The 25,872-nt window shown below is 53.8% G+C and carries 25 protein-coding genes; 6 read left to right on the top strand and 19 right to left on the bottom strand.

Annotated elements, in window-relative coordinates:
- Nucleotides 1-42 precede the first annotated feature (42 nt).
- The 4 genes from aspS to ABHF33_RS11900 all read right to left on the bottom strand — a co-directional run bounded on the left by aspS (nucleotide 43) and on the right by ABHF33_RS11900 (nucleotide 3,306).
- Nucleotides 43-1,842 (bottom strand): aspartate--tRNA ligase, encoded by a 1,800-nt coding sequence (aspS, locus tag ABHF33_RS11915; RefSeq protein ID WP_348944169.1) that lies wholly within the window; start codon nucleotides 1,840-1,842, stop codon nucleotides 43-45.
- Between the two features lie 82 nt (nucleotides 1,843-1,924).
- Complete coding sequence (locus tag ABHF33_RS11910) at nucleotides 1,925-2,650, bottom strand: DUF502 domain-containing protein (protein ID WP_348944168.1); 726 nt, start codon at nucleotides 2,648-2,650, stop codon at nucleotides 1,925-1,927.
- Nucleotides 2,651-2,680: 30 nt separating this feature from the next.
- Nucleotides 2,681-2,884 (bottom strand): FmdB family zinc ribbon protein, encoded by a 204-nt coding sequence (locus tag ABHF33_RS11905; protein ID WP_157315360.1) that lies wholly within the window; start codon nucleotides 2,882-2,884, stop codon nucleotides 2,681-2,683.
- 74 nt (nucleotides 2,885-2,958) lie between these two features.
- Nucleotides 2,959-3,306, bottom strand: coding sequence for a DMT family protein (locus tag ABHF33_RS11900; protein WP_348944167.1), 348 nt, complete (start codon nucleotides 3,304-3,306; stop codon nucleotides 2,959-2,961).
- Between the two features lie 71 nt (nucleotides 3,307-3,377).
- On the opposite strand from ABHF33_RS11900, the gene ABHF33_RS11895 reads away from it, so the two are divergent.
- Together ABHF33_RS11895 and ABHF33_RS11890 are read left to right on the top strand one after the other, a co-directional pair.
- A complete protein-coding gene (locus ABHF33_RS11895) occupies nucleotides 3,378-4,460 on the top strand; it encodes a tetratricopeptide repeat protein (protein WP_348944166.1) in 1,083 nt (360 codons plus the stop codon).
- 45 nt (nucleotides 4,461-4,505) lie between these two features.
- On the top strand, nucleotides 4,506-5,804 hold the full coding sequence (locus ABHF33_RS11890) for a L,D-transpeptidase family protein (protein ID WP_348944165.1): 1,299 nt from the start codon (nucleotides 4,506-4,508) through the stop codon (nucleotides 5,802-5,804).
- A 204-nt stretch (nucleotides 5,805-6,008) separates the two neighbouring features.
- Here ABHF33_RS11890 and glmM read toward each other — a convergent pair whose 3' ends face one another.
- The 4 genes from glmM to rlmE all read right to left on the bottom strand — a co-directional run bounded on the left by glmM (nucleotide 6,009) and on the right by rlmE (nucleotide 10,903).
- Complete coding sequence (glmM, locus tag ABHF33_RS11885; protein ID WP_348944164.1) at nucleotides 6,009-7,379, bottom strand: phosphoglucosamine mutase; 1,371 nt, start codon at nucleotides 7,377-7,379, stop codon at nucleotides 6,009-6,011.
- 28 nt (nucleotides 7,380-7,407) lie between these two features.
- A complete protein-coding gene (gene folP / locus ABHF33_RS11880; RefSeq protein ID WP_348944163.1) occupies nucleotides 7,408-8,235 on the bottom strand; it encodes a dihydropteroate synthase in 828 nt (275 codons plus the stop codon).
- A gap of 67 nt (nucleotides 8,236-8,302) precedes the next feature.
- Nucleotides 8,303-10,216 carry an ATP-dependent zinc metalloprotease FtsH gene (gene ftsH, locus ABHF33_RS11875; protein WP_348944162.1) on the bottom strand — a complete coding sequence of 638 codons (1,914 nt, stop codon included), beginning with the start codon at nucleotides 10,214-10,216 and terminating at the stop codon, nucleotides 8,303-8,305.
- Nucleotides 10,217-10,282: 66 nt separating this feature from the next.
- The gene (rlmE, locus tag ABHF33_RS11870) at nucleotides 10,283-10,903 is read right to left on the bottom strand and encodes a 23S rRNA (uridine(2552)-2'-O)-methyltransferase RlmE (RefSeq protein ID WP_348944161.1); all 621 of its coding nucleotides are present in this window, start codon (nucleotides 10,901-10,903) and stop codon (nucleotides 10,283-10,285) included.
- A 46-nt stretch (nucleotides 10,904-10,949) separates the two neighbouring features.
- On the opposite strand from rlmE, the gene yhbY reads away from it, so the two are divergent.
- Nucleotides 10,950-11,273, top strand: a complete 324-nt coding sequence (yhbY, locus tag ABHF33_RS11865) for a ribosome assembly RNA-binding protein YhbY (protein WP_198314526.1) — start codon at nucleotides 10,950-10,952, stop codon at nucleotides 11,271-11,273.
- A gap of 114 nt (nucleotides 11,274-11,387) precedes the next feature.
- Here the strand turns inward: yhbY and ABHF33_RS11860 are convergent, their stop codons facing one another.
- From ABHF33_RS11860 to carA, 4 genes are all read right to left on the bottom strand, one after another.
- Complete coding sequence (locus ABHF33_RS11860; RefSeq protein WP_348944160.1) at nucleotides 11,388-11,819, bottom strand: DUF4149 domain-containing protein; 432 nt, start codon at nucleotides 11,817-11,819, stop codon at nucleotides 11,388-11,390.
- A gap of 116 nt (nucleotides 11,820-11,935) precedes the next feature.
- Nucleotides 11,936-12,418: a transcription elongation factor GreA gene (greA, locus tag ABHF33_RS11855; protein ID WP_348944159.1), complete on the bottom strand. Its 483-nt coding sequence runs from the start codon at nucleotides 12,416-12,418 to the stop codon at nucleotides 11,936-11,938.
- Between the two features lie 91 nt (nucleotides 12,419-12,509).
- Nucleotides 12,510-15,731: a carbamoyl-phosphate synthase large subunit gene (gene carB / locus ABHF33_RS11850; protein ID WP_348944158.1), complete on the bottom strand. Its 3,222-nt coding sequence runs from the start codon at nucleotides 15,729-15,731 to the stop codon at nucleotides 12,510-12,512.
- Between the two features lie 153 nt (nucleotides 15,732-15,884).
- On the bottom strand, nucleotides 15,885-17,051 hold the full coding sequence (gene carA / locus ABHF33_RS11845; protein ID WP_348944157.1) for a glutamine-hydrolyzing carbamoyl-phosphate synthase small subunit: 1,167 nt from the start codon (nucleotides 17,049-17,051) through the stop codon (nucleotides 15,885-15,887).
- 395 nt (nucleotides 17,052-17,446) lie between these two features.
- Here carA and ABHF33_RS11840 point away from each other — a divergent pair, with 395 nt between their 5' ends.
- Nucleotides 17,447-18,478: an FIST C-terminal domain-containing protein gene (locus ABHF33_RS11840; RefSeq protein WP_348944156.1), complete on the top strand. Its 1,032-nt coding sequence runs from the start codon at nucleotides 17,447-17,449 to the stop codon at nucleotides 18,476-18,478.
- A 14-nt stretch (nucleotides 18,479-18,492) separates the two neighbouring features.
- A complete protein-coding gene (locus ABHF33_RS11835) occupies nucleotides 18,493-18,927 on the top strand; it encodes a DUF1841 family protein (protein ID WP_348944155.1) in 435 nt (144 codons plus the stop codon).
- A gap of 59 nt (nucleotides 18,928-18,986) precedes the next feature.
- Here the strand turns inward: ABHF33_RS11835 and ABHF33_RS11830 are convergent, their stop codons facing one another.
- Genes ABHF33_RS11830 through cyaY form a run of 3 tightly spaced genes read right to left on the bottom strand, consistent with a single transcriptional unit; the run spans nucleotide 18,987 to nucleotide 21,194 of the window.
- On the bottom strand, nucleotides 18,987-20,429 hold the full coding sequence (locus ABHF33_RS11830; protein ID WP_348944154.1) for a M48 family metalloprotease: 1,443 nt from the start codon (nucleotides 20,427-20,429) through the stop codon (nucleotides 18,987-18,989).
- A 37-nt stretch (nucleotides 20,430-20,466) separates the two neighbouring features.
- Nucleotides 20,467-20,874: a YqaA family protein gene (locus ABHF33_RS11825; protein WP_348944153.1), complete on the bottom strand. Its 408-nt coding sequence runs from the start codon at nucleotides 20,872-20,874 to the stop codon at nucleotides 20,467-20,469.
- Nucleotides 20,874-21,194, bottom strand: a complete 321-nt coding sequence (gene cyaY / locus ABHF33_RS11820) for an iron donor protein CyaY (protein ID WP_348944152.1) — start codon at nucleotides 21,192-21,194, stop codon at nucleotides 20,874-20,876. Before cyaY ends, ABHF33_RS11825 begins: the two co-directional genes overlap by 1 nt.
- A gap of 14 nt (nucleotides 21,195-21,208) precedes the next feature.
- Between cyaY and lptM the strand changes: the two genes are divergently transcribed.
- Complete coding sequence (gene lptM / locus ABHF33_RS11815) at nucleotides 21,209-21,412, top strand: LPS translocon maturation chaperone LptM (RefSeq protein ID WP_348944151.1); 204 nt, start codon at nucleotides 21,209-21,211, stop codon at nucleotides 21,410-21,412.
- Nucleotides 21,413-21,486: 74 nt separating this feature from the next.
- Here the strand turns inward: lptM and ABHF33_RS11810 are convergent, their stop codons facing one another.
- The 4 genes from ABHF33_RS11810 to ABHF33_RS11795 form a co-directional block, all read right to left on the bottom strand.
- Nucleotides 21,487-22,140: a Crp/Fnr family transcriptional regulator gene (locus tag ABHF33_RS11810; protein WP_348944150.1), complete on the bottom strand. Its 654-nt coding sequence runs from the start codon at nucleotides 22,138-22,140 to the stop codon at nucleotides 21,487-21,489.
- A gap of 77 nt (nucleotides 22,141-22,217) precedes the next feature.
- Nucleotides 22,218-22,877, bottom strand: a complete 660-nt coding sequence (locus tag ABHF33_RS11805; protein WP_157315307.1) for a Crp/Fnr family transcriptional regulator — start codon at nucleotides 22,875-22,877, stop codon at nucleotides 22,218-22,220.
- Between the two features lie 9 nt (nucleotides 22,878-22,886).
- Complete coding sequence (locus ABHF33_RS11800) at nucleotides 22,887-23,270, bottom strand: hypothetical protein (RefSeq protein ID WP_348944149.1); 384 nt, start codon at nucleotides 23,268-23,270, stop codon at nucleotides 22,887-22,889.
- A gap of 101 nt (nucleotides 23,271-23,371) precedes the next feature.
- A complete protein-coding gene (locus ABHF33_RS11795; RefSeq protein WP_348944148.1) occupies nucleotides 23,372-24,301 on the bottom strand; it encodes a Tim44 domain-containing protein in 930 nt (309 codons plus the stop codon).
- Between the last annotated feature and the right edge of the window lie 1,571 nt (nucleotides 24,302-25,872).

Here is a 25,872-nt window from a genome sequence, read left to right as displayed (position 1 = left end):
GACCGCCAAAGGCGGTCTTTTTTATCATCTCAAACTACACAATTACTCAATCACTGGCGGATTACGCAATTTGATATGCAATTCGCGCAATTGCTTCTCGTCCACCGCGTTCGGTGCATTGGTCAACAGACACTGCGCACGTTGCGTTTTCGGGAAGGCGATCACGTCGCGGATTGATTCTGCGCCGGTCATCAGCGTTACCAAACGATCCAGACCGAAGGCCAAGCCGCCGTGTGGAGGCGCGCCGAATTTCAGATTGTCGAGCAAGAAGCCAAATTTGTTTTGCGCTTCTTCTTCGCCAATGCCGAGGGCGTCAAATACCGTTGATTGTACGTCAGCTTGGTGGATACGGACTGAACCGCCGCCCATTTCCCAACCGTTCAAGACCATGTCGTAAGCGCGTGCTTTGCACTCGCCCGGGCTGGTTTTAAGCAATTCGAGGTGTTCCGCTTTTGGCGAAGTGAATGGGTGGTGACACGCGTTCCAGCGTTTGCCGTCTTCGTCGTATTCAAACATTGGGAAGTCAACGACCCACAATGGTTTCCACGATTTCGTGAAGTAGCCGCCCGCTTCGCCGCGCTCGTGGCCGATCTTGATCCGCAGAGCGCCAATCGCTTCGTCAACGATTTTGCGTTTGTCCGCGCCAAAGAAGATGATGTCGCCGTTTTGCGCGCCAGTGCGCTCAATGATGGTTTTCAGTGCTTCAACCGACAGGAATTTCACGATTGGCGCTTTCAGGCCAGAATCTTCGCCGTTGGTGATGTTGTTTACATCTTCCACTTTGATGTAGGCCAGACCTTTCGCGCCGTAGATGCCAACGAACTTGGTGTAGTCGTCGATGTCTTTACGGCTCAATACTGCGCCGCCTGGAATACGCAAGCCCACAACGCGGCCGCCTTCCATGTCGGCTGCGCCACGGAAGACTTTGAATTCTTCCGTTTTCATCAGATCAGTCAATTCGGTGAATTTCAGGTCTACGCGCAGGTCGGGTTTGTCCGAGCCGTAGTAGAACATCGCGTCGTCGTAAGCCATGCGCGGGAATTCGCCCAAGTCCACATTGATCGCTTGTTTGAAGACGTGGCGCGCCATTTCTTCGGTGAGGCTCATGATTTCTTCTTCGTTCAGGAACGAAGTTTCAATATCGATCTGGGTGAATTCTGGCTGGCGGTCAGCGCGCAAGTCTTCGTCACGGAAGCATTTGGTGATTTGGTAGTAACGATCGAAACCGGCCACCATCAACAGCTGTTTGAACAGCTGTGGCGATTGTGGCAAGGCGAAGAATTGACCGTCGTGTACGCGGCTTGGCACGAGGTAATCGCGCGCGCCTTCGGGTGTAGAGCGAGTCAGCATCGGCGTTTCGATGTCGATAAAGCCTTTGGTGTCGAGGAAGTTACGCACGAGCAGTGCCACTTGGTAACGCAGACGCAGATTGCGTTGCATCGTTGGGCGACGCAGGTCGATCACGCGGTTGGTCAAACGCACGTTTTCAGAGAGATTTTCATCGTCGATCTGGAACGGTGGCGTTTCGGCTTTATTGAGGATGATGATGTCTTTGGCCAATACTTCGATCTGGCCAGAGATCATTTTGGCGTTGGTGGTGCCTTCTGGGCGCGCACGAACGATACCTTTGATTTCCAATACGAATTCGCTGCGCGAAGCGTCGGCAGTGGCGAATGCGTCTGGGGTGTCTGGGTCCACGACGACTTGGACGATACCTTCACGGTCGCGCAAGTCGATAAAAATCACGCCACCGTGGTCACGACGACGATGAGCCCAACCTTGCAAAGTCACAGTCTGGCCGAGGTATTGCTCGTTGATCAGACCACAGTAATTAGTACGCATTGAATTTTCCTAATTTTAAAACCAATCATTCCACCCTAATCCCCTGCCCGTGGGCTGGTGATTGATGGCGGAGACTTATCTTTCATTTTTTTGCAGCATGTGCTGCGGTATGGGTTTCACACATATCCAGACTTAAGGCATCCGGATAGGCAATCGCCTTGCTGGGCATCACTACACCCATTGAAATCACATATTTGAGCGCGTCATCGACACTCATTGCCAGCGGTTTGACATCAGCGCGGCGCAGCATGATGAAGTAGCCCGAAGTCGGGTTTGGCGTGGTGGGGACATACACCGACACCAGCTCGTTGCCCATCTCGTCATGCAGCAGCTCGGCCACTTCGCCGCCGGGTACGCCAGTCAGAAAAGCCACCGTCCAGGCATTGCCATGCGGAAACTGCACTAGCACAGCCTCGCGAAACGCATTGCCCGAGTCGGAAAACAGCGTGTCGGAGACTTGCTTTACGCTGTTATAAATCGAACGGACAATCGGAATGCGATTCAGCAGCTTTTGCCCCAGCTGCATCAGGCGGCGGCCCAGCATATTGGTCGCCACCAGGCCGGTGATCAGCAAAACCAGCACCGTCAGGATGACGCCAAAGCCCGGAATATGCTTGGCATTAGCTAGGCTAGGGAAAGTGCCCGCTAATGTTTTGAGCAGCCAGTAATCCGGGCGCAGGCCATTGGGCAAAATAGCGCCCAGCTGGTCCATCGTGCCGATCAGCGTACTGAGTACCCACAGCGTAATCGCCATGGGGATCCAGATCAGCAGGCCGGTAAGCAGGTAGCGCTTGAACAATGAGGTCACAAATTTCCCGCAGGACTATTGCCGCACAGGCTAGGCGCCGGGTGCCGCAGTTTTGTTTTTAAAATCAGTCTGATACCAGCCGTTGCCTTTCAGCTGAAAACCGGCAGCCGTGAGCTGCTTTTCGTATTTCTCGGTTTTACACGCCGGACATTGCGTCAAAATGGCATCTGACATTTTTTGCATATGTTCATCCGTATGACCACATGCGCTACAGCGATAAGCATAGATAGGCATAAGAACTCCTTTCCAGAACGCAGCATTATAACGCGGAACTGATTTATTCGTGAATGTGCGTCATTGCCGCCGATTCAAGTGCGGAACATGAAATACACCGCGCCGACCATGCACAAGGCGGCGTACACGTAGTTCCACTGAAATGGCTGCTTCATGTAAAAAACGGCAAAGGGAATAAAGACACTGAGCGTGATTACTTCCTGCATGATTTTCAGCTGGGCCAGGCTAAACACCTGATAGCCAATCCGATTGGCCGGCACTTGCAACATGTACTCGAAAAAAGCGATGCCCCAGCTCATCAGCGCCATTAAAAGCCAGGGTTTGGTCTGGCCATTTTTTAAGTGTGCGTACCAGGCAAAAGTCATAAAAACATTAGAGGCCACCAGCAAGGCAATGCTGGAAATGGCTGGAGGCAGGTTCATCAAGGCAAACACCTGAAATTTTGCTAGAATCTGCGCAGTTTACCGTGATCACCCTTTCATTCGGAATACCAATGTCTGCACTTCGCTCGATGATCATTGCCTTGCCACTGCTGTTTTCAATGGCTGCCCACGCTGGCGACAGCGAGGATATTCAACAGCTGATCCGCACCAAGCAGTTTGCGCAAGCGCTGGACAAGGCCGACAAAGCGCTGGGCAAATCGCCCAAAGACGCCCAGCTGCGTTTTCTGCGCGGTATTGCGCTGAGTGAAACCGGGCGCACGGATGACGCAATTAAAGCGTTTACCCAACTTTCCGAAGATTACCCGCAACTGCCAGAGCCCTATAATAATCTGGCTGTGCTGTATGCCAATAAAGGCCAGTACGATAAGGCACGTGGCGCTTTGCAGCTGGCGATCCAAACCAATCCAAGCTACGCGATTGCGCACGAGAACATGGGCGATCTCTACGCCCGGCTGGCTTCGCAAGCTTATGACAAAGCCTTGCAGCTGGAAGGCGGCAACCCGCAGGTGCAGACCAAGCTCAAGCTGGTTGATTCACTGTTTGGCCAGCAAGCTGGCCGGGTACCAAGCAAACCGGTGACGGTGGCCGTAGCGCCGATCAAAGGTGCAATTACGCCACAACCTACCTTGCCGCCGCTGCCCAAAGTAACCCTGCCGCCAAAAGTAGCAGCGACAGCACCTGCGACCATCGCACCTGCGAGCGCCAAGCCAAGTGCTGCGCCAGTCGCCACAGCCAAACCAGCCGCGACAGCTGCGCCCAAGCCGACCGAAGCGCCGGACAATACACCTGATAAAGCAGCTAAGCAGCAGATTATTGCCAGCGTACAAGGCTGGGCGAGCGCATGGAGCCGCCAAAATGTCAGCGGCTACATTAATAGCTACTCGAAAAACTTCAAGGCGCCCGGTGGCCGTGCGGCTTGGGAAAAAGATCGTGAAGCCAAAATCAGCGCACCCAAGTCGATTGACGTGAATGTCAGCGATGTGCGGATCGAGATGATCGACGAGAAAACCGCCAAAGTGCGCCTGCGTCAGGAATACAAGTCTGATCGTCTGTCGAGCAACACCGGCAAAACACTGGTATTGGAAAAATCAGGCAGCCGCTGGCTGATCCGTGAAGAACGGATCGGTGGTTAATGCTTCCAAGCTGTGACTTTTTCTTGAATGCCTGCGGTCAACTGAATGCCTAGACTTACCCGTCGCACCAAGCGTGCCATCTGCTTGGTGTCGCTGCTTTTGCTGGCACCTGCTGCCCAACCTCTGATGGTCGATTCGGGGAGCAAGTATTTTATGCTCACCCCCGAAGAAGCGGGCACTGCCGCGCAGGGTAGCCCTGAAGAGCGCATTCTGGCCGCGATTGATTTTATCCGCAGTGGCAATATGGCCGATGCCCGCGCCACCGTGGATGCCTTGCTGGCAGAAAAGCCCAACTACCGGCTGGCGCATTTGTTGCGTGCCGATCTGTATGCGATGCGCGCAGTGCCGCTGGAATCCATTGGCGCGGGTGCCAATCAGATCAGCATCGCAGCGCCTGCCCAGCAAATTGCCGAGCGGCTGGCCGATTTGCGCAAAGAAGCCCAGGTGCGGATCAACTACCGCAATATGCCAACGCCGCCCGATTTGCTGCCTGCCAATATCCTGAAATTTAACGATCAGCAAAAATACGCCGTGCTGGTCGATGCCGACACCTCGCGGCTGTATATATTTGCCAATCAACAAGGCGTGCCCAAAATGGTGAAGGACCATTATGTGACCGTTGGCAAGCTGGGGGTTGGCAAACAGGTGGAAGGCGATCAGCGCACGCCAATTGGTGTTTACTTTGTGAACAAGCACCTGCCCCGCCCTTTGCTGGACCGGACTTACGGCGAGCTGGCCGATCTGTATGGCGTGGGGGCCTGGCCGATTTCCTACCCGAACGAGCTCGATAAAAGCAATAAAAAAACCGGCTACGGGATCTGGCTCCACGGTAGCCCGGCAGCGACTTATGCCCGCCCCCCGCAGGCATCCAATGGCTGTGTGGTACTCACCAACGAAGAAATGCTCGATGTGGCGCAATATCTGCAAATCGGCACAACACCGGTGATTGTTAGCCCGAAAATCGAGTGGCTAAGCCGCAATGAATGGCAAAAACGCCATCTGGCAGCCAATTCGCTGATTGAGCAATGGAAAACGGCGTGGGAGTCGCTCAATACCGAGCAGTATCTGAATTTCTACGGCAATCAGTTTAGCAGCGCCGAGGGGCTGGATCTGGCCAGCTGGCGACAGCAAAAAACAGCGGTTAATACAAGCAAAAAATGGACGAAAATCGCGCTCAACGAGCTGTCCATTTTTGCTGTAACGGGCGGACAGCCACAAATGGTGGCTACGTTCGAGCAGGATTATCGCAGCGATAATCTGGACAATAAAATGCGCAAACGACTGTACTGGCAGCCGGAAGGCAGCGAGTGGAAAATCCGCTGGGAAGGTAACGCCAGCAATTAAAGGCTCAGGTTCGCAGCGCCCATCCACACGAATCCACACGGCAGCGCCCCACACAGCGAACTTTCAACAAACCCCACCCATGTATTACCATGCAACCCATGATGCACAAAACCTACAAGGCAATACCCCCATTAAAATCACGCCTGCAACTTCAAATGGAACAGGCCGCATAATGCGGCCTGTGTATACCTCACAATTCGCCGATCAGGCGTGATGCAAGCTGGCTTCGCTGCTGACCACTGCGGCAATACGATCAGCCCATTCACGTGCCAATACCGGATTAACATGCTCGACCATCACGCGCACCACTGGCTCGGTGCCTGATGGACGCAATAATACGCGGCCCTCGCTACCCATGGCGGCTTCGGCTTCGGCCACTTTGGCGCTGATTGCTTCCGAGCCATGGCAATCAAAACCCTTAGCGATGCGGACATTTTTAAGCACTTGCTTGGAGAGCTGCAAATCTTTGCAAAAACCCGCCAGCGTCTGGCCGCTTTCTTTCAGTGCCTGCAGCACCTGCAAGGCTGACACAATGCCGTCGCCGGTCGTGTGCTTATCCAGACACAGCAAGTGGCCCGAGCCTTCGCCACCCACTAGCCATGACTTGGCCTGCAATTGTTCGAGCACGTAACGATCACCCACTTTGGCACGCACAAAGCCGATGCCGCGTTGCTTGAGGGCGTTTTCCACCCCCAGATTGGTCATGAGCGTTCCAACGACGCCTTCACCTAGCGTGGCTTTATCCTGCCGATGCACAGCCAGCACGTACAGAAGCTGGTCACCATCGACAATCGTGCCATCGCGGTCAACCATAATCAGACGGTCGCCATCGCCATCGAGCGCGATGCCAAAATGCGCGCCTTCGGATAACACCTTCAGCCGCAGCGCTTCCGGATGAGTCGCGCCCACCTCTTCGTTGATGTTATAGCCATCGGGCGCAACGCCAATGCTGATCACTTCGGCGCCCAGCTCGTGAAAAACGTGCGGCGCGATATGGTAAGTAGCGCCATGGGCGCAATCGATCACCAACTTCAAACCCCGCAAATCCAGATCATTCGGGAAGGTGGATTTGCAAAATTCGATATAGCGCCCAGCGGCATCATTAATCCGCCATGAACGCCCAATCTGTTTGGACGCAACGCAAGGCTGCTCATCATCAATTGCGCCTTCAATCGCCAGCTCGACGTCGTCCGGCAGTTTTTTACCGCCCGAACCAAAAAATTTGATGCCGTTATCGTGATACGGATTGTGCGAGGCTGAAATCACCACGCCGGCTGACAGGCGCAAAGCGCGAGTCAGGTAGGCAATGCCAGGCGTTGGCAGTGGGCCGGTCAGATGGCAATCCACACCCGCAGCGTTAAAACCAGCTTGCAGTGCGGCTTCCAGCATATAACCAGAAATACGGGTATCTTTACCGATCAATACCCCGGGATGCTCGCTCATGCCTTTTTTGATGGCTTCGGCGACTAGCACGCGTCCGGCGGCATAACCCAGCTTCATCGCAAAATCAGGCGTAATCGGGTATTCACCCACCAGACCACGCACACCATCAGTACCAAAATATTTACGCGCCATTACCCTGTAACCTTTTAAAATTTGCGGCTTATTTTAAACTGTACCAAACCTTTAATGCATCCACTGTTTCCCTGACATCATGTACGCGCACAATCTGCGCCCCCGCCTGTGCAGCCAGCAGGGCCGCCACGACGCTGGGCACCATGCGCTCCTGCACTTCACGCCCGGTTATTTCACCCAACATGCGCTTGCGGGAGACGCCAACCAGCATCGGCAAATCGAGCGCACACAGCATGGGGCCAATTGCGCGAAATAGCTCGCAATTATGCGCCAAGTTTTTGCCAAACCCAAAACCTGGATCAATCACAACACGCGATTTTTCAACGCCCATAGCCAGCACGGCGCTGGCCCGCGCAGCCAGATAAGCACTCACTTCGGCCACCACATCGGTATACACAGGATTGAGCTGCATACTCTGTGGATTACCTTGCTTATGCATCAGGCAGATACCGGCACGGGTTTCCTGCAAGGCCTCCATCGCCCCCGGAGCTTCAAGACCGGCGATGTCATTGACCATATCTACACCCGCTGCCAAAGCGGCTTTCATTACGGCTGGCTTGAATGTATCAATTGAAAGCGGAATATTGAATGAAACAGCGGCTTCGATCACTGGCAGCACTCGACGCAGCTCTTCTTCATCGGGTACAGCAGTTGCACCGGGGCGAGTGGATTCGCCACCAATATCAATCATATCAACGCCATCAGCGCACATTTGCTCGATGCGCTTTAAAGCACCGGATAGTGAGAGGTATTGCCCGCCATCCGAGAAGGAATCTGGGGTTACATTCAATACCCCCATGACCAGCGGCCGATCTAATGCCAGCTGAAAACGGCCACACTGAAAAAAATTATTCATCTTTAATCCGCACAAAACAAAGGCGGCCGAGGCCGCCTTTACTGGATTGACTGAGCATCAAATCCGCTTACACTTCTGCTGCAGGCGCTGCTGGCGCTTGCGCTCCACCGCTTGGGGTATCGGCCTGCACAGGCGCGGACTTGCGAATTGGTGGCAACTCTTTAGGTGGTCGCGGCGTGCGGCCAGCCATAATATCGAGCACCTGATCACGGTCGATCGTTTCCCAATCCATCAACGCCTGAGTCATCACCTCAACTTTGTCGCGGTTCTCGCTCAGAATCTTCACCGCCAAGGCGTACTGCTCGTCAATAATGCGGCGGATTTCCGAATCAACCTGCTGCATCGTCGACTCAGACACGTTTTTATGTGTCGTTACCGAACGACCTAGGAAGACTTCACCATCATTTTCGGCGTAAACCATCGGGCCCATTTTTTCGGTCATGCCATAGCGGGTCACCATATCACGCGCCATTGCCGTCGCACGTTCAAAGTCATTCGACGCGCCAGTAGAAATGCGGTTGATAAACAGATCTTCAGCCACTCGACCACCAAACAGGATCGCCAGCTCATTGAGCATTTGGTCTTTGTAGTGCGAGAAACGATCACGCTCAGGCAGCTGCCAAGTCAAGCCCAGCGCACGGCCACGTGGCATGATGGTCACTTTATGTACCGGATCGGTGCCTTCGAGCATTTCAGCCACAACAGCGTGGCCTGACTCGTGGTAGGCCGTTGCACGGCGCTCGTCCTCGGTCATCACCATGCTGCGACGCTCTGGACCCATATAGATTTTGTCTTTGGCTGATTCAAAATCGGCCATATCTACCAGGCGCTTGTTACGACGCGCAGCAAACAAAGCCGCTTCGTTGACCAAATTGGCCAGATCAGCACCCGACATACCTGGCGTACCACGCGCCAACACCGAAGCATCTACGTCATTAGCAATCGGCACTTTGCGCATATGCACGCCCAGAATCTGCTCACGGCCGCGAATATCCGGCAGAGACACTACCACTTGACGGTCGAACCGGCCCGGACGCATCAGCGCAGGATCCAAGACATCAGGACGGTTGGTTGCGGCAATCACGATAATGCCCGAATTGCCTTCAAAACCATCCATCTCAACCAGCATCTGGTTCAGTGTTTGCTCGCGCTCGTCGTTACCGCCGCCCATACCGGCACCGCGTTGACGGCCAACAGCATCGATTTCGTCGATAAAGATGATACACGGCGCATTTTTCTTGGCGTTCTCAAACATGTCGCGAACGCGTGCCGCACCAACACCGACAAACATTTCAACGAAATCGGAACCGGAAATCGAGAAAAACGGTACCTTGGCTTCACCAGCAATCGCTTTCGCGAGCAAGGTTTTACCGGTACCTGGTGAGCCCACCATCAAAATACCGCGTGGCATGCGGCCACCCAGACTCTGGTATTTGCTTGGATCGCGCAGGTAATCAACAATTTCGGAGACTTCTTCCTTGGCTTCATCACAACCAGCCACGTCAGCAAAAGTGACTGCGTTATTGCTCTCGTCAAGCATTTTGGCTTTGGATTTACCAAAGCTAAATGCACCGCCTTTGCCGCCGCCTTGCATCTGGCGCATAAAGAAGATCCATACGCCGATCAACAGCAGCATAGGCCCCCAGTTCATCAGGAAGCTCATCAGCAAGCTAGGCTCGGCTTCCGGTTTGGCGGCAAATTTGACATTGTGCTTGATCAGCGTATCGACCATGCGAAAGTCAAACGGCGCCAGAGTGGCGTAATTGCTGCCATCGGACTTTTTGCCGCGAATCCACTGGCCACGCAGCGGGCTGCCTTCGATTTCGGCACTGGCAATCCGTCCCTGCTCCACTTCCACCATGAATTGGGAATACGGAATCTGCGAGGCGGTATCCTGACTTTTGGAAAACTGGTTAAAAATCGTCATCAGCACCAGGCCAACGATTAACCAAATGGCGACATTCTTGCCGAGATTGTTCACGGCTTTACTCCTGTATGTCCCGAACGCGGGAATGACAAAACTATTTTACCTGTATCGGAAATTTGTTTAAGCCTTTTTTTGTTTACCCAACAAATAGACTTCCGAGCTTCGGTCACGTGATGCTTTAGGTTTTCGAGAGACAACGCTGCCAAAAGTTTCACGCATTGCCGCCATATACTCGGGAAAACCACTGCCTTGAAACACCTTAACCAGAAAATGTCCGCCTGGTTTGAGCTGCTCCTGAGCAAACTCCAGCGCCAGCTCGCATAAATACATGCTGCGCGCCTGATCGGTCACTGTATGACCACTCATATTGGGAGCCATATCGCAAATTACAAGATCTACTTGCCTACCACCCAGCAGAGCATTAAAGCGATTAAGGACTTCCTCTTCCCGAAAATCGCCCTGCACAAATTCGACATCGCGAATCGGGTCCATTTCCAGAATATCCAGTGCAAATACGCGGCCGCTTTTTCCGACCTTCTTCATCGCCACCTGGCACCAGCTGCCGGGCGCAGCGCCCAGATCGGCAACCCACAAACCGGGCTTGAGCAATTTGTCTTTTTCGTCGATTTCGAGCAGCTTGTACGCCGCGCGAGCCCGATAACCTTCCTTCTTGGCCATTTGCACATACTGGTCATTCACATGCTCGTGTAGCCAAGCACTACTGGAATTGATACCTGCCATCGGTTACACTACCCTGTTAGTTAAGAAGATTTTCAAGGATTCAATCATTATGTTCGAACTTACGCCGGATCAATGCCGTCATTTGCGCAGCTTGGCGCATCACCTTAATCCGGTGGTTATGATTGGAAACAACGGTTTGACCGACTCTGTAATGCGTGAGATTGCGGTTAATCTGGATGCACACGAACTGATCAAGGTTCGCGTACTCGGTGATGATCGTGAAGCCCGTGCGCAATTTATGCAGCAAATCTGTACCGATCTGGGCGCAGCCCCGGTGCAGATGCTGGGTAAGCTACTGCTGATTTATCGCCCAAGCAATACCGAAAAACCCAAAATCATACTGCCTAAGAAGAAAAAGGCCGCCCAGTAAGCTGGCTGGCAAGACACAAGACCCAGGGCGCGCAAGCGCCCTTTTCTACATGTCTCGCGCAAGCACTCTTTGTAACATGCCTGCACATAAGAGCGTTTTTTCTGCCTCAGGCGTTTAATCGTGACGCCAGATATATACCAGGCCCAGCACGCTTTGCAGCAAATAAATCAAGCTGGAAATGGTATGCCACTGCGCCAGACCGCCGCCAAACATTCCTTCGGCCACATTGCTCACAGCAGGTTTGATTTCGGCGATTAACGGAAAAATGGCAAACTGATTGATCAGCGTACACAGCAACATACCGATAATCAGCCATAATTTGGCACCTTGAAACGCGCGTGCGCCTTCAGTCCAGATCCACCAGATCAGCAAAAATACACCCGCCACAATCCCGATCCAGCCAATAGCATGAAACAACTTGCCGGCCACCATCCCGGCCACAGCTTTATCCAGACTGCCAAACAATGCCGGAGTGACCACCACGCCGATAATCCACATGCCGCCAATCCATAAGGTGGTCAGCAGGTTCTTGATTCCATTACCCATAAGATGTATTGGGGTACAGCCCATACCAGTCAATGGCTAGCGGGCAATACCCTCCTCCCATTTCAGATTCATGTCAACATGATGGATCAATCGGCAGCATAGCCAACCCAAGGCGATCAGACGTAGCGCACTTCCAGCACTTCGTACTCGCGAATGCCGCCTGGCGCTTGCACGTCGGCTACATCGCCTTCGTACTTGCCGATCAGTGCACGGGCAATCGGGCTTGAAACCGAAATTTTACCGAGTTTAATATCCGCTTCGTCGTCGCCAACGATCTGATAAGTTACTTCAGCTTCGGTTTCCAGATCTTGCAAAACGACGGTTGCGGCAAATACTACGCGGCCTTCGGCTGTATCAGCCATATCTTTTGGATCGATAATCTGACTATTGGAGAGCTTGCCTTCGAGATCGGCAATGCGACCCTCAACAAAACCCTGCTTTTCTTTGGCCGCATCGTATTCTGCGTTTTCAGACAAATCGCCGTGGCTACGTGCTTCGGCAATCGCTGCAATCACCGCAGGACGCTCAACGCTTTTCAGGTGCGCCAACTCGGTTTTCAACATTTCTGCACCGACCACGGTCAGAGGCACTTTATTCATTTCTTTCTCCCAGCGCCGTTTTGGCGCTGCTAAAAAATAATAGCCGCCCCATACAGGGCGGCTTATTTAAGCGAATTTAAGCCGTAAAATATCAGCTATTGAGTTGTCGATGCAAGCCCTGCAGGTCATAAACATCCAACTCTTTCATATCGCGCAAACCAATGCAGGCCGCTTTCGCGCCAGCGATGGTGGTAAACACTGGCAGCTTGGCTTTCAGTGCTTCGTGACGGATTGAGTAGCTGTCCTGAATGGCCTGGCGACGCTCGTCAACGGTATTGAAGATCATGCCGATTTCGCCGTTCACAATCATATCCACAATGTGCGGGCGACCTTCGGTGACTTTATTGACCGCCGTTACCGCCACACCGGCCGCATTAATCGCCGCTGCCGTGCCTTTGGTGGCAATCACTTTAAAGCCCAATGAAGTCAGCACTTGCGCACATTCTACCGCTTGCGCTTTATCGCCTTCACGTACCGAGATAAACACATTGCCAGCACTTGGCAAGACCACACCAGCCGCCAATTGTGACTTCACAAACGCTTCAGCAAACGATACACCCACGCCCATCACTTCGCCGGTCGACTTCATCTCAGGGCCGAGAATCGAATCAACACCAGGGAATTTGGCAAATGGGAACACCGCTTCTTTCACTGAATAATATGGCGGGATTACTTCTGTCGTCACACCTTGCTGCACCAGAGTCTGACCTACCATGCAACGCGCAGCGACTTTCGCCAGTGGCACGCTAGTGGCTTTCGATACATACGGTACGGTGCGTGATGCACGCGGATTCACTTCCAGTACGAACACTTTGGCATCTGCGCCCTTGCCTTGAATCGCAAACTGCACGTTCATCAAACCAACGACATTCAAGCCTTTGGCCATCAGCACGGTCTGGCGACGCAATTCGTCTTGCAATTCTTTGCTCAGCGAATACGGTGGCAATGAACACGCCGAGTCACCCGAGTGAACACCGGCTTGCTCGATGTGCTCCATAATGCCGCCGATGATCACATCGCTGCCATCCGAAATCGCATCCACATCCACTTCAATCGCGTCGTTCAGGAAGCGATCCAGCAAGACTGGCGAATCGTTCGATACTTTCACCGCTTCGCGCATATAGCGTTCGAGGTCTTTGTCCGAATGAACGATTTCCATTGCCCGGCCACCGAGTACATACGATGGACGAACCACCAATGGGTAGCCCAACTCACGCGCCAGATGCAGCGCATCTTGTTCATTACGCGCAGTCGCGTTTGGCGGCTGACGCAAGTTCAGGTCTTGCAGCAATTTCTGGAAGCGCTCGCGATCTTCAGCAGCGTCGATCATGTCTGGCGTCGTACCGATAATCGGCACACCGTTGGCTTCCAAAGCGCGCGCCAGTTTCAGCGGCGTTTGGCCACCGTACTGAACGATCACGCCGATTGGTTTTTCAATCGCCACGATTTCCAGCACGTCTTCCAGCGTCAATGGCTCGAAGTACAAACGATCAGACGTGTCGTAGTCGGTAGAAACGGTTTCCGGGTTGCAGTTGACCATGATGGTTTCATAGCCATCATCGCGCAGCGCCATAGCGGCGTGAACGCAGCAGTAGTCAAACTCGATACCCTGACCAATCCGGTTCGGGCCACCGCCCAAGATCATTACTTTTTTCTTGTCAGTTGGCGCGGCTTCGCATTCTTCTTCATAAGTCGAATACATATAGGCGGTATTGCTCGCAAACTCAGCTGCGCAGGTGTCTACACGCTTATACACCGGGCGAACAGACAAAGCGTGACGCGCTTTGCGCACGGCATTCTGATCGCAACCGAGCAACACACCCAGACGACGATCCGAGAAGCCTTTGCGCTTGAGCTTGCGGAATTCTTCTTTGCTCAGGCTATCAACACTACGGCCACGCAATGCAGCTTCGTCGTTCAAGATGTCTTCGATCAGCACCAGGAACCACGGATCGATCTTGGAAATATTGTGAATCTCATCGCGGCTCAAGCCGACACGGAAGGCATCAGCAACGTACCACAAACGTTCAGGGCCTGGCGTGGCGATTTCTGATTCGATCTTGGTGCGATCAGTGCAGATTTCATCAAAGCCCGACATGCCGGTTTCGAGGCCGCGCAGGGCTTTTTGCAATGATTCCTGCTGCGTACGACCAATCGCCATCACTTCACCCACCGACTTCATTTGTGTCGTCAGGCGGTCATTAGCTTGCGGGAATTTTTCAAACGCAAAACGTGGGATTTTGGTCACAACGTAGTCGATTGACGGCTCGAACGATGCTGGCGTTTTGCCGCCAGTGATTTCGTTTTTCAACTCGTCCAGTGTGTAGCCGCAAGCCAGCTTCGCTGCGATTTTGGCAATCGGGAAACCAGTCGCTTTGGACGCCAAAGCCGATGAACGCGATACACGCGGATTCATCTCGATGACAATCAAACGGCCGTCTTTCGGGTTCACCGAGAACTGAACGTTAGAACCACCGGTATCCACACCGATCTCGCGCAATACCGCGATCGATGCGTTACGCATGATTTGATATTCTTTATCGGTCAGCGTTTGTGCTGGAGCTACGGTGATCGAGTCACCAGTATGCACACCCATCGGGTCCAGATTTTCAATCGAGCAGACGATAATGCAGTTGTCGTTGCGGTCACGAACGACTTCCATCTCGTACTCTTTCCAGCCGAGCAGCGACTCTTCGATCAGCAGCTCATTGGTTGGCGACAGGTCAAGACCACGGGTACAGATCTCGATAAATTCCTGCATATTGTAGGCAATACCACCGCCCGAGCCGCCCATCGTAAATGACGGGCGAATAATCGTCGGAAAGCCCACTTGCGCCTGCACCGCCAGCGATTCTTCCAAGCTGTGCGCGATACCCGAACGCGCCGAACCCAAGCCGATTTTATCCATCGCCACTTTGAATTTCTGGCGATCTTCGGCCTTGTCGATGGCTTCTGGCGTCGCACCGATCAATTCAACGTTGAATTTATCGAGCACACCATTGCGCCACAGATCCAGCGCGCAGTTCAGCGCAGTCTGGCCGCCCATCGTTGGCAAAATGGCGTCCGGACGCTCTTTGGCGATGATTTTCTCAACCACTTGCCAGGTAATCGGCTCGATGTAAGTCACATCGGCCATATTCGGGTCGGTCATGATGGTCGCAGGGTTGCTGTTGACCAGAATGACTTTGTAACCCTCTTCGCGCAGCGCTTTACACGCTTGCGCGCCAGAGTAGTCAAATTCGCAGGCCTGGCCGATCACAATCGGGCCAGCGCCAATAATCAGGATGCTTTTTAAGTCGGTACGTTTAGGCATTTTGTGTGAGGGGTGAGGGGTGAGGGGTGAGGTGTAAATCCTCAAGCTCCCGCCTCCCACTCCCAACTCCTTTAATTCGTTTGCAATTTTTTCAACGCAGGAAGGTTTCGGCGCAGGATGATTGACCAGTCACTACGCCTCACACCTAACACCTCACGCCTCACGGGCAACAGCCATGCTGGCGATAAATTTGTCGAACAGATACGCCACATCGTGCGGGCCTGGGCTGGCTTCCGGGTGACCTTGGAACGAGAAGGCCGGCTTGTCGGTCAGCGCGATGCCTTGCACCGTGCCGTCAAACAATGAACGATGCGTTACGCGCACATTGGCTGGCAAGCTGGTTTCATCCACTTGGAAACCGTGATTCTGACTGGTGATCATCACGTGTTTGCTATCAAGGTCTTGCACTGGATGGTTTGCGCCGTGGTGGCCGAATTTCATTTTGCTGGTTTTGCCGCCAGCAGCCAGACCGAGCAACTGGTGACCCAGACAGATACCAAAAATCGGTAGGTTCGTCGCCAGCAACTCCTGAATGGCCTTGATTGCGTAATCGCATGGCTCAGGATCGCCAGGGCCGTTCGACAGGAATACACCGTCCGGCTTCAAGGCCAATACGTCAGCCGCTGGCGTTTGCGCTGGCACAACGGTCAGCTTGCAGCCACGCTCGGCGAGCATGCGCAAGATGTTGTGCTTCACGCCAAAGTCGTAAGCCACTACATGGAATTTTGGATTGCTTTGCACGGTGTAACCCACGCCCAGCTTCCACTCGGCCGTGGTCCACTCGAATGGCTTCTCGCATGACACAACCTTGGCCAAGTCTTGTCCAGCCATTGAACCGAACGATTTGGCTTTAGCGATTGCCGAAGCTGCCGCAGCAGCATCGATATTCGCACCAGTGACGATACAGCCAGGCTGTGCACCTTTTTCACGCAAAATGCGGGTCAGCTTGCGGGTATCGATATCAGCAATAGCCACCACGCCGTTTTGCTTGAGATACTCCCCCAAGCTCATCGTCGAGCGGAAATTGGAATGCAGCAAAGGCAGATCGCGAATAATCAGGCCTTCGGCAAACACGCCGCGGCTTTCGGCGTCTTCGGCATTCACGCCGTAGTTGCCGATATGCGGGTAGGTCAGCGTTACAATTTGCTTGGTGTATGAAGGGTCAGTCAAGATTTCTTGGTAACCGGTCATTGAAGTGTTAAAGACCACTTCACCAAGGGTTTCGCCATCTGCGCCGATGGAAATACCGTAAAACAGAGTACCGTCTGCCAGCGCCAACAGGGCTGGGACGGATGTTGGAGTTGGGGCAGGTGTGGACACGAGGCGGCTCCAGGGCATTGCGCCCATTAAGTCAAAATCCGTGGGGTAGGCGTAGAAAAACGGGATTAGCTAAGCCAACCCCGTTTCGCGCATACAAAATTGGCCGAATTCTACCGTAAAAGCCCTTACCCTTCAATGCCAAAGGGCGAACAACTCGGCGCACGACGGCACATTACATTAGACTTTCCGCTGGCTTTGCTTGCCTTGATAGCGTCAAGGCTCACGCCCAAGGCCGCACATCCTGAATATCACCCTCGGCGTAACACCGCATCGGGATCAGCGAAAGATTGCAATCGGATGAAATGCGCGGTAAAACGCAGCGCTAGCCTTAGCACAACTGCGGCCAGCCATCACGTTTTGAACACCCTATCTTCCCATCAACTCATTAAGCCAATATGAAACCTGCGAGTGGATACGCTTTTGGCCCCAAGGCCAGCACACAAGTGGCGATTGCTGCAGTGAGCAGCGCGATGGCGCGTGGCGGCATCAGTCAGGCGGGGCAGATTTTTTTGTTTCTCTCGACCCATTTCCAGCACCAGATCGACGATTGCCTGCGCGCCATCGTTGGCATTAGCGGCTGCATAAATGTGGCAGGAGCCAGTGCAGCCGGGGTGTTTACCGAGCAGGACTGGTCGCTGGATTCGCCCGCTGCCGCTGCCTTGGTTTTGCCGCCGGATTATCCGGTGCAAAAGCGCAATTCGCACCTGGCACTGGCTGCGCCCAATGCCATCAACCAGTTCTGGCTCAACGATGGATCGGTTAAATTTGGCGGCATCGCCGGGGATGCCACCGGGCAAGGCCATTACGCCTTGTGGCAAGCCGCGCAGCAGCGCTTTAGTTATATCCAGATTCCCTTGGAAGCGCGCAGCATGATTGTTTCCGAAGGCGTGAAAACCTTAAGCCCCAGCTACACCATCACCGGCTGCCAGGGGCTGATTCTGGAGAGCCTGGATCACCGGCCTGCACTGGAAACGCTGGGCCCCTTGCTGGCACGTTATCCGCAGGAAAGCTTGCTAGCGCAAATCGAGCCCGGCCCCCATATCCAGCGCCCCACGCCGCACTGGATACCGGTGATCGGCACCGATCTAAGCCGGGGCTCGGTGATGCTGGCGCACGAGCTGGAAGCGGGCAGCAATCTGTGCTGGGGGCATTTTGATGCCGCCAGCGCCAGCGATGAGTTGGCGCGCAAAATCATTCATCAACTGGCGGGCAAGCCGCAGCCGCGCTGGGCGCTGGCGTTTTCCAGCCATCGCCGCGCCATGGCCGCCGATGGCCTGCGCGAACCAGACTGGGACGTGCTGCGCAAAACGCTGCCTGATGTGCCATTTGCCGGCTTTTACGGCAATGGGCAGATTATTCCGCTCTCCAGCGTCGACAAGCTGAACGGCATCGTCGACAATAGTGTGCTTCTGGCTTTATTTGATTGACCGAGACTCCGCCCATGCTGTTCAACCCAAGCCGCGATCAGGCACGCCGCTTTTTCATTACTTGCTGGCAAAAGCATCAACAGGGGCTGCAACTGGCCGATCTGGAAGCGATTGTCATCGACGTGCTGATGGCGCACCCCGAATATCATGTCTATCTGAGCGAAGACTATATTGATCGCGACTGGCCGCCCGAGCATGGCGATAGCAACCCCTTCTTGCACATCAGCCTGCATCTGGCGATTGCCGAGCAACTCTCGATTGATCAGCCCGCTGGCGTTCGCCAGCTCTACAGCCAATTGCACGCGCAGCATGGCGATGCGCACAAGGCGCTACACGATATGCTGGAGTGTCTGGGCGAAATGATCTGGCAAGCCCAGCGCCACAATACCGCGCCAGACCCGAATATCTATCTGGACGGGCTACGCGCCCGAATCAAGCTAAGCCGCTAAAAAATGAAGGGGGTATTGCCCTACAGGGCAATACCAGAAAGCGTCAGCAAGCAATACTCCTAGGGCTTGATTTCCGGCGCGATCGCTTCGATTTCACGAATGCGCGCTTCAATGCCCGATTGCAGGTAAAAATCCGGCTGGGGCTGGCGAAGCGCCAGATTGAACTGCTCCAGCGCCGAAGTATATTCCTTCAGGCGCAAATAATATTCACCCTGCATCTGATATTGCTGCATCAGCTTGCCTTGCCGGGCGTAGAGCTTGGCGGCGCGCTGGTAGAGCTGCGCATCGCTGGCGTAAATGGCCAGCGCATCATCGAGCTCGCTGCGCGCCTGCGTGTACATGCCCGCCGCAATTTGTGCGTCGATCAAGCCGTATAGCAGCGCACGGCTGGCCGGATAGCGCAAATTCGCCTCGCTCAAGATTTTGACCGCCGCCGCATGCTCGCCTTGCGCCAGCCGGATATTCCCCGCCAGATATTCCAGCGCCGGGTGCGATTTTTTACCGCTGGCAAACACGGCCCTGGCTTGCTGCAAAGCCTGCCAGGCCTGATCGTAATCGCGGTTTTGAAAGTATGCCAAAGCCAGCCCGTAGCGCTGCGCGGCTTCGTCGGCGTAGCGTTTTTCGGCCAGCGTTTTCTGGTAGTAGCCGATGGCTTCTCTGCCGCCCATCTGCAAGGTGCGGCATTTTTCGCGCACAAACAAAAACTCGGCCGAATCGGGCACCTGGCGATAGCCCGTTTGCCCCAAGCGGCTTTGCGCGTCGGCAATCCGCTTCATCGTAACTGGGTGCGTGCGCAAAAACTCCGGTGCATTATTTTCCACCAGCCGGTTATGCGTTTGTAAACGCTCAAAAAACGTCGCCATGGCGGCAGGGTCATAGCCTGATTTTTGCAAGGTCTGCATGCCGATGCGATCGGCCTCCTGCTCGAACGAGTAGGTAAAATCCAGCTGGCGCTGCACCGAAACACCCATCGTCGCACTGATGGCTGCCGCAGCCGCATCGCCCCGGCCCAGACTGCTGGCCACCAGCGCGGCAGCAATACCCGCCAGACTCAGCCACGGACTGCCTTTCATGCCTTCCATCAAGCGGGCAATGTGGTTTTGCATCACATGGGCGATTTCGTGCGCCAGTACGCTGGCGACTTCCGATTCATGTCTGGCCTGCACAATCAAGCCGGTATGCACGCCGACAAAGCCACCCGGAATGGCAAAGGCATTGACGCTGGCATTGAGCATGGGGAAAAAAGTGAACTGCGGCTCGATCACCTCGGCGGCCTCGGTCAGGCGATTGCCCATCGTGGCGAGAAAAGTCAGGATTTCCGGGTCTTCGACCAGGTCGCCACTGCGCCGGATATGCCGCATAGCCGATTCGCCAATCTCGCGCTCTTGCTGCTTGCTCAAGCCTTGCTGCGATACGTCGCCCAGATCGGGCAGTTTTTCGGCATAAGCCACCGGCATCGCTAGTGCCAGCGCCAGCGCGGCCGCCATGATTGTTCGCTTCAAACCATACCCCCACCAAGTATAAGCACAAAGAGCATACCTAGATTAACAGCCAGACTATTACCCCGTAACGGGCAATTTTACCAAGTGCCAGATACAGCAAGACCATCATCCAGGGCCAACGCAGCCAGCCCGCCAGTGCGCACAATAGATCGCCAGCAAGCGGCACCCAGGAGAGCAGCAGTGAAGCAGGGCCGAATCTAGCGGCCCAGCGCTGCCAGCCCGCCCAGCGCGACGACACAGGCGCGACAGGCAGCTGGCGCCCTAGCCATACCGTGAGCATGCCGCCCAGAATATTGCCTAGCGACACGGCAATCCACGCGGCCAGCCACAGCTGCGGCTGAAAATGCAGCGCTGCCGCAAACACCACCTCAGATTGCCCTGGCAAAATGGTTGCGGAAGTAAAGGCCGACAGCCACAGGCCTGCCAGCCAGGCCAGCGTTTGCATCAGGGCTGGGCAAGCACAAACGGCGCTTTGGCGTGCGCAGCGATGGCCGCAGACAGATCGGCAAAAAATTCACCCGTTCCCCGCGTATTAATCCATGCACCATCCAGCAGACGATAGTGATAGCCACCCGATTTGGCCGCGATCCACAATTCCTGATTGGGCGTATGGCGATTCACAATCACCTTGCTGCCATCTTCAAATTCGATTTCCAGCACATTGCCCGCACGCAATGGGTCGACGTCAAACACCACGTCGTCGAGCGCGTTTTCAATGTGCGCAAAGATTGCGTCGCTTGCGGTCAAGAATTCCGATTCCGTCATGATTTGGCCTTGCCATGTTAAACTGCAATTTTGCCATTACTTGCTCAATTATGCGTGCGCTGATTGTATTTATCTGTGCGGCCAGCCTGCTGACCGCCTGCGGTTTCAAAGGCCCGCTCTACCTGCCCCAAACTCCGGCGAACGATTCGCCCAAGCCGGCGAGCAGCACGGCATCGGTGGCCAGCTCTGCAGCCGTGGAATCTACAGCCGTCAAATAGTCTGCGGCGTAGCCATAAAAAAAGCGGCTTGCGCCGCTTTTTTTACATTCTGCTTCGACACACACCAGAGACAATCAGAAACGCTCTGGTAATTTCTGCACAATGATGATGCGCTTGTTTTCCAGGCGGATATAGCCACCAAATACCAGCTCTTTCAAAATGCGCGCAATCATTTCGCGCGACGAGCCGACCCGGTCGGCTATGGCCTGCTGCGTCAGCGGCTGGCTGACCATTTCCACGCCGTTTTCATTGACCAGCATCGATTCAAACAGCGCGCGCACACGGCCATACACGTCGAGCAAAGCCAGATTTTTCATCGTGGTCGATAAATGACGTACCATGGCCGCCAGATTTTGCACCACCAGATCTTTCACGTGCGGCTCTCTATCCATCGCCTCGCGAAACTCCTGCTTGGTGAACATCAGGAAGGTTGAATCTTCCTCGCATTGGCACGACCAGCCGCGTGGTTCATTATCAATCAGCGAAATCTCGCCAATGGCATCGCCCGGTTCGACCACCATAAACACAAACTCTTTACCCTGATTGTCACTGGCAAAGCAACGGGCGCGGCCTTCAATCAGCACATACATCGACTCAGCCGGATCGCCTTCACGGAAAATGAAGGTCCCCTTGGGCATGGAGCGCTTCAAGCCCGTAGTCAGGATGTACTCAAGCTGATCGTCCGGAAAACCTTGCAACAAGGGGATCGCTTTTAAAATTTCCAACATGTGCAACACCTTTTCTTAGATTCAAAAATTCCAATATGGCGGGATTGACGGCGAGTTGATGGCCGTCTTAACAGGCTTTAGAAATGCTCAGGCAGTTTTTTCAGGATCAGAATCCGTCTGCGGCCAGTTTCCACATAACCGCCAGCGACCAGCTCTTTCATCACCTTGGCAATCATTTCACGCGAAGCGCCCACCCGGTCGGCCAGATCCTGCTGCGTCAGCAAATCATCAATCAGCAAACCTTCATCGGTTTGTACCGCCATCGCCTCAAACACATTGCGGATTCGTCCGTACACATCTTTGAGCGCCAGATCGCTCACCGCCCGCGTCAGACGACGAATAATCATGGCGGCGTTGCGCAACATGGCATCCTTGATTTGTGGATGGGTGTCGAGCAGCGCAAAAAAGCTCTGCCGGGAAATCGACAGGAAAACACAGTCCTCATCGGCCTCGGCACACACCGCCCTGACTTCATCGCACAACAGCGACAACTCGCCAAACGACACGCCAGGCTCAACAACGCCGTACACAAACTGGCGCCCGGCATCGTTGCTGTGAAAAATGCGCAAGCGCCCTTCCACCAGCACCAGCAATTGCTCAACCGGCTCGCCTTCGTTAAAAATCAGCATGCCTTTCGAATAATGCCGTGGTGTTGCTACTGCTTCCAGATCGTGCAGATCGCTATCTGACAAAGAGGCAAACAGCTCAACATTCGACAGCACCGATTTAAATGTCATTACGCCTCCTTAATGGGACTTATCCTGCGTTTTGTGCGCCACGGCACTGGCCGCCGAAGCGGTTTCCGAGCCAGCCTGCGCAGCCGGATCTTCGGCAGCAGCCTCCATCGGCGAGAGCTGCCCGGTGGTCACATCCGGTGGTGGCGGCACGATGTCGATTTTTTTGCTTTGCATGTACTCGTTCATTTCTTTCCAGCCAGCAAAAATATCCGACTTGGCCACCTTGGCGTTGCGGCGATAGCAATCTTCAAGCGAGCGGCCACTGTGCCGACACGCAGCACCAATCGCCTTGCCATTGGCCTTGGGTTTGTTCACCGCTTCGAGCAGCTGGTCACACGCGCTCAGGGCCAAAGTCAGCGGCAGCATTAGCAGCAATGTTTTAAGTGCTTTCACATGCACACCTTCAAGCAAAAAATCAAGGTAAATTGTAAGACAAAAAGCCCGTTAAGTCGCAACAACCTAACGGGCTTTTACTATTTGCGACAGCTAAAAACTTACAGTTGCTGGATACCCGCCAGCAACCAGCGTGGATCGCCGCTCATCGGGCGAACAAAGTGCCACATTTCCTTGAATGGCACAGCTGGGGCATTCAGGCTTTCACTCACCCGGCCGCTAAATTCAACGCTGGCCACCATACGGCCGCCTTCATCAACGGCTTCGATAATTTGCAGATTCAACTCGGGGAACTCAGCTACGTCCTGATTGCCACCAATATCTTGCTTAAGCTGCTCGAACAGATCGGGCGTCATATAGCGGCGGATTTCTTCGGCCTGATCAGGCGAATTCAAGGCCTGAATATGCAGGAAGCTGGCACGAGCCTGGCGCAGGAAAGCCGCCGCCTCAGTGCCATCTGGCAAACGGGTAATTGGCGTAGCCGGGACAGTATATGCACCACCTGCACCCTGACCGATACGGAAACCACCACTCAGATCATTTGGCGCAGATTGAAACGCCTGTGGCTGGTAACTTGGCTGATGAGCAGGCTGCGGATTAGCCGGATTCATCGCCGGAACGCCAGCATAAGCATGCGCCTGAGCCGCGGGTTTGCTATTGCGGCGACGCATCAGCATCACGCCACCAGCGGTCAAGGCGCCCAGCAACAGCAAAGTACCCCAAGGAATACCGCTATCGCCCTCGGCAGCACCAGAAGCATTATTACCCATCATATAACCGAGCAAGCCGCCCACCGCCAGACCACCCAAAATACCGCCCATCATGCCACCACTGCTTTTCTTCTGCTGCACAGGAACCGGAGCCATTGGCGCTGGCTGTTGCGGCTGAGCCTGACGCTGCGGCGCCGGTTGCGCCTGGCGCTGCATACCCGCAGAGCGGCCACCGCCAACACGCTTGGCTTCGGCAATGTGGCTAGTAAACAAAGTCGTGCTCATCAGCACCACCATCAAGGTTTGACTGAAACGGGCCATAAATTTTCCTTCCTGTAGAAATCGGTTTTCTGCGGTTTTTCTGCTCAATGTGCCATTAGTGCGGCCAAAGGCCGACAAGTTCAAGCGCTGGGCATATATTTATTGCGAAAAACACATGGTTATACATAGGTATATCCGCACAAACCATATTTAATAAGACCTAGCAGGCAATACCCTTTATAAATAAAAAATGTATCTGCTGCATGCCGCCACTAAAATGCGTGCGCGTCACAAATGATTCCAATTTCACCCAAACAAGGGATGATTCAATTGGCACACTTTGGCATCAGGCCGAATCGGATGGGTTGATCACTCGATATTCTGGATTTGAATACTGACTACACCGCTAAAAACCTTGATACTACTATCCAACGAAGCCAAAAAACCTTCATTGGGTACGGGATTGGGTACAACAAAACGAAGGGTTCACCTGACTGCCGATCTCCCAATGCCCAAATCCACCACTCAAAGCCCTGCCCTGATGAGCTGATTAGTTTGTTTGTTCTAGATTATATCTCGGCAAATATTCGCGCTACTAACTACAAGCAAGAAAAACTCAGTGGGTTATTTTTGGGTTTCATTCGGCGAATGCGTGAACTCTAGCCACTATCTGGACAGATCATCGTCTGGCGCCCTTCGCCGCCGACCACTGGCATAGCTGCCGTCCTCGAAATACACCGTATAACGTACCCATTGACGCCTTTCATCATCCAGCAATTATTGCGTCTTTCGCCTTTCGTGGGCATTTAGGCGAAATCGGCGCACTGCAGCAAAACAAACAATCAACGACAGCAGCATACTCAAAAGGTAATGACTCATAGATTTCATTCCACAAAGCTTGGGGCATGCAATAAGCACACTGCCTGCCGTCCAACATATCTCGCCCAAAATTAAACAAAACAGATTGAGACATGCGACTGACTGTCGAACCCAACCAAAACCCAGAAAAACTCCCACGCTTTCGCGTATTCACCCCCAGTTGTCTGGTCACCACTAGGGACAAACTAATTGGGGGAACAAAGCCTCAGCATCCATCAGCAGCAATTTATTTACGCAGGATAATCAGCATATAGATCAACTAGATTCTCTTAGCTCGCACCGAGCCTCGCACCAACCACGGATTAAATTTTTGGCGATATGAAGTCAGCAAATACAGGCAACTAAACGTATTTGCTGACCTGCAAACCCGGTAAAAGTGTCGGCTAAATCGATCTATGGTGCGAACCTCGCACCAGCTCGCACCTAAACTAAGTGCGCTCATAGTAAATAGCTATCCCTGCTACGAATTCAAACAGAAAAGCAGTCTGAAGGTAATAAAAACCCAGACATTCTGCGTAGTGTAAAACCAAATAAAGAGGGGCATTACGCGCCCCCTCAAAGCGATCGCTTTTGATGCTGCTGAATTTTATTCAATTGATCCAGCCACACACAGCGAACGTCGCCAACCAGCTACCAATTTAGCTAAACCCAAACTTGAATTGCAACTCACTTTGATTGAGTGATTTACCCGTCTATGCAGCTGCTTATCAGCCAAAGTACTAGCCCACTTAAGAATATTGAAGGCCGCAATT

Origin of the sequence: Chitinibacter sp. FCG-7, from assembly GCF_040047665.1 — a bacterium.
GTDB classification, from domain to species: domain Bacteria; phylum Pseudomonadota; class Gammaproteobacteria; order Burkholderiales; family Chitinibacteraceae; genus Chitinibacter; species Chitinibacter mangrovi.
The sequence above is the reverse complement of the archived record's forward strand: the minus strand, read 5'-3'. Positions and strand labels throughout refer to the sequence as shown.

Excerpts from the sequence above, each read along its gene's own strand:
- ABHF33_RS11900 (WP_348944167.1), bottom strand. The coding sequence starts at position 3,306 with ATGAACCTGCCTCCAGCCATTTCCAGCATTGCCTTGCTGGTGGCCTCT.
- ABHF33_RS11860 (WP_348944160.1), bottom strand. The coding sequence starts at position 11,819 with ATGGGTAATGGAATCAAGAACCTGCTGACCACCTTATGGATTGGCGGC.
- rlmE (WP_348944161.1), bottom strand. The coding sequence starts at position 10,903 with ATGGCAGGTATCAATTCCAGTAGTGCTTGGCTACACGAGCATGTGAAT.
- ABHF33_RS11890 (WP_348944165.1), top strand. The coding sequence starts at position 4,506 with ATGCCTAGACTTACCCGTCGCACCAAGCGTGCCATCTGCTTGGTGTCG.
- ABHF33_RS11795 (WP_348944148.1), bottom strand. The coding sequence starts at position 24,301 with ATGGCCCGTTTCAGTCAAACCTTGATGGTGGTGCTGATGAGCACGACT.
- aspS (WP_348944169.1), bottom strand. The coding sequence starts at position 1,842 with ATGCGTACTAATTACTGTGGTCTGATCAACGAGCAATACCTCGGCCAG.
- ABHF33_RS11840 (WP_348944156.1), top strand. The coding sequence starts at position 17,447 with ATGAAACCTGCGAGTGGATACGCTTTTGGCCCCAAGGCCAGCACACAA.
- ABHF33_RS11810 (WP_348944150.1), bottom strand. The coding sequence starts at position 22,140 with ATGTTGGAAATTTTAAAAGCGATCCCCTTGTTGCAAGGTTTTCCGGAC.
- ABHF33_RS11895 (WP_348944166.1), top strand. The coding sequence starts at position 3,378 with ATGTCTGCACTTCGCTCGATGATCATTGCCTTGCCACTGCTGTTTTCA.
- ABHF33_RS11825 (WP_348944153.1), bottom strand. The coding sequence starts at position 20,874 with ATGCAAACGCTGGCCTGGCTGGCAGGCCTGTGGCTGTCGGCCTTTACT.
- glmM (WP_348944164.1), bottom strand. The coding sequence starts at position 7,379 with ATGGCGCGTAAATATTTTGGTACTGATGGTGTGCGTGGTCTGGTGGGT.
- carB (WP_348944158.1), bottom strand. The coding sequence starts at position 15,731 with ATGCCTAAACGTACCGACTTAAAAAGCATCCTGATTATTGGCGCTGGC.
- folP (WP_348944163.1), bottom strand. The coding sequence starts at position 8,235 with ATGAATAATTTTTTTCAGTGTGGCCGTTTTCAGCTGGCATTAGATCGG.
- ABHF33_RS11905 (WP_157315360.1), bottom strand. The coding sequence starts at position 2,884 with ATGCCTATCTATGCTTATCGCTGTAGCGCATGTGGTCATACGGATGAA.
- cyaY (WP_348944152.1), bottom strand. The coding sequence starts at position 21,194 with ATGACGGAATCGGAATTCTTGACCGCAAGCGACGCAATCTTTGCGCAC.
- ABHF33_RS11805 (WP_157315307.1), bottom strand. The coding sequence starts at position 22,877 with ATGACATTTAAATCGGTGCTGTCGAATGTTGAGCTGTTTGCCTCTTTG.
- lptM (WP_348944151.1), top strand. The coding sequence starts at position 21,209 with ATGTTAAACTGCAATTTTGCCATTACTTGCTCAATTATGCGTGCGCTG.
- ABHF33_RS11835 (WP_348944155.1), top strand. The coding sequence starts at position 18,493 with ATGCTGTTCAACCCAAGCCGCGATCAGGCACGCCGCTTTTTCATTACT.
- greA (WP_348944159.1), bottom strand. The coding sequence starts at position 12,418 with ATGAATAAAGTGCCTCTGACCGTGGTCGGTGCAGAAATGTTGAAAACC.